The following is a 1,993-nucleotide window of genomic DNA, read 5'->3' on the forward strand; positions in this document are numbered from 1 at the left end:
CTTGATGTCTGTCTTGATGCATGGAACGAGCGTCCCTCGCGTTGTCAAATCCACGCGCGAGTCTCGCTCATCCCGTCCACCTAAACGAGGTGGGGTCGTCGTACCGCTATCAACCTACCGCCATCTTCTCAACCACGTGTGCATCGACATTCGGGTCAGAAAACCTGTCGATCAGCACCAACCCCGCATCTTTCTTCCGATTGAGCAACCAGTCAAAGTGTGCGCAGATTGTGTTGATACCATTGAGGCGCGCCGTATTTGGATCAGTAGCAACGTCATGAAGCACGACATATGCAAGCAGGTGACAGCTGTGCGCAACGCTTAAGTCTATGATGCTTTGCTTGAGCGCGAGAAATTCTTGATGGCTTAGATTTTCTGGACCTGGGTTGAACTTCAGCTTGAACGACCGGTCCACTTTTGCAGCTAGTCTTACCGATTCAACATCGTGGGCTAGCGTTTTCGCTCGCGCTCCATCAACGACTAGTCCAGCGTAAACAAAGAAATCACCCTTCCGTTCCTCAAGATTTGTTTCGTCGGTGTAAAGCAAATGCAATTTGCGCCTCCCGTCATCGAGGGTCAGGTGACGGTCGTACTTGCTTGACTTGCAACGCCGGCGTCCGCGACGACGCCCGGAATATATATTTTCTTAAGTGGCAAGAGCATCTGATAACGAGGCTCGAAGCGTTCATAGTGGTTGAAGACCAGTTCGATTAGCTCCTCGCCGTCGATGAGCCGAAGATTGTCCTTTCCGCGTTCAAACTGTCTTGCTTGTGCCGTGTAGTCGCCGAGAGTAACGAACAGCCCCTTCTCGCGGTTACCGACGTGTCCGTAGAGCTGCGCAACCGCGGGTTGACCAACTGAATTCAAGGTCTGCTTACACTGCACTTTGATTATTGGCTCTTCGAAGCCGAGTTCGTCCTTGTGAGCAATTATGTCGACCCCGCCGTCGCCTGATTTTTGCGTGACGCGAGCATGATAGCCCATGCGTTCCAAAAGATGCGCAATAAACGTCTCAAATTGGTATGGATCGATACTCGACTTAAGGCGCTTGATCACAAAATCGATTGTGAGGTCTTCAGTGCTTGCAGACGCCTCTTCAATTGCTTGTGCGTCAACATCTGCGCTTTCGATAAGCTTGCCTTCAAGAGCCGCAACGAACTCGTCTGCGAAATTCTTAACTTGGAACAGCGTGACAGCTGACCCTATTTCGTGGAGCGCGTTTTGGGAGAAGGTCGCTCGTGGGAGATGCTTCAGCCACTTCACCTGGCGGCGATTTGGAACTTTCTTATCCTTCGAAGGGTCAAATTGGTAGTCTCCAGAAATCTGACCCATGTTTACCATGCGATCGTGTTTGGACGGGTAGATGACTAAATCGCCCTTTTGCATTTCGTTGGCGAATTTAAAGAGTGTTCCCGCGACGACGGGGATGGCACCTGGCTTCGCGTCAGGATAAGCAGCCGCGACCGCCTGCTTGAATGCCTCACGGTTTGCTTGAAGTTTGGATAGATCGCCGACTTTCGACCACCCAATTGCAATGAAGCCTTCTTTGACTGGGCTATCCCCATGGGTTCTATCCATGTGAATTCCCCAGATCGGTCGTTCGTCTGCCATTGCCCCTCCAATCACCCTACCACCGTCGCTGGCTCAATCAGCTCTTGCGACGCTTCGAAATTCGCCGTTTCCCACCTGCTGACTGCTCAATGACGTCATGGACAGCGTATATTTTATAGAGAACTGGTTCTCCTCGCGCGGCGCTTGTTTCGCCATCCACGACATAAGCCATTCTGAATGGGTTCTCTGGTTGATCGAGGATCGCTGCCTTTACCTTTGCACTCATGAAACGAAGCTTGACTGGCTTGAGCGAGAACTTTTCGATTACCCCTGAGCTATGGCGGAATCTGGGTGATGACGGTGTGAGGAAGGCGGCGTATCGAGGCGGGTGACGAGCCTGCCAGAACCTCTCGAGGAGAGCGATACGCCATGACCGAGACTA

Annotated in this window: 2 protein-coding genes; both read right to left on the minus strand. The window is 52.0% G+C overall.

Translation table 11 applies throughout. The annotated features are described in order from the left end of the window. Positions 1-109 precede the first annotated feature (109 nt). Entirely contained in the window at positions 110-553 is a 444-nt protein-coding gene (locus QJT78_RS50690) for a hypothetical protein (RefSeq protein ID WP_281460853.1), read from the minus strand. Positions 554-576: 23 nt separating this feature from the next. Further along, the gene (locus tag QJT78_RS50695) at positions 577-1,611 is read right to left on the minus strand and encodes a restriction endonuclease (protein WP_281460854.1); all 1,035 of its coding nucleotides are present in this window, start codon (positions 1,609-1,611) and stop codon (positions 577-579) included. Positions 1,612-1,993 lie beyond the last annotated feature (382 nt).

The organism is Bradyrhizobium sp. Mp27 (genome assembly GCF_029953005.1).
In the GTDB taxonomy this organism is placed as follows: Bacteria; Pseudomonadota; Alphaproteobacteria; order Rhizobiales; family Xanthobacteraceae; genus Bradyrhizobium; species Bradyrhizobium barranii.